General features: G+C 49.1%; 1 protein-coding gene. It reads left to right on the top strand.

Going from position 1 to position 635, the window contains the following annotated elements; translation table 11 throughout:
- The coding region (locus F1E73_RS17740) for an FAD-dependent oxidoreductase (RefSeq protein WP_191089071.1) at window positions 1-635 on the top strand (635 nt) is incomplete at both ends.

Here is a 635-nt window from a genome sequence, read left to right as displayed (position 1 = left end):
CAGTCAGGGAATCCACCTAGTATTAGACAAGTCGTTCTTACCAGGGGAAGATGCCATTATGATCCCGAAGACCAATGATGGGCGGGTGTTGTTTTTGGTACCTTGGCACAATAGGGTTTTAGTGGGAACCACGGACACGGTTTTGGATGATCATAGCTTGGAGCCCATTGCCTTAGATAAGGAAATTGACTTTATTATTGAAACTGCGAACAGTTACCTTTCCAAAAGAGTGGGCAGGGAAGACGTCCTCAGCATTTTTGCCGGCTTAAGGCCTTTGGCCGCCCCACAGCACGGCTCGGAAAAAACCAAGGAAATATCTAGAAGCCACAAGATCTTAATCTCCAACTCGCACCTCCTCACCATCACCGGAGGAAAATGGACCACCTACCGGAAGATGGCAGAAGACACTATGGAGAAGGCTATAAAATTAGGGAAGCTGCCCAAAAAAGAATGTGCCACCACCCACCTTCCCATTCACGGGGCTACCCAGGATTTGGCCGCTAAAGACCATCTGGCCGTATACGGATCGGACCGGAAGGCCATTTTAGAGCTCATTGAGAAATCGCCCAAACTGGGAGAAAAACTACACCCCAAAATGGAATTCCTTTGCGCAGAAGTGGTATGGGCCGTCCGCT

The organism is Arenibacter lacus (assembly GCF_008711145.1).
GTDB classification, from domain to species: domain Bacteria; phylum Bacteroidota; class Bacteroidia; order Flavobacteriales; family Flavobacteriaceae; genus Arenibacter; species Arenibacter amylolyticus.
This window is presented reverse-complemented; position numbering and strand designations above follow the sequence as displayed.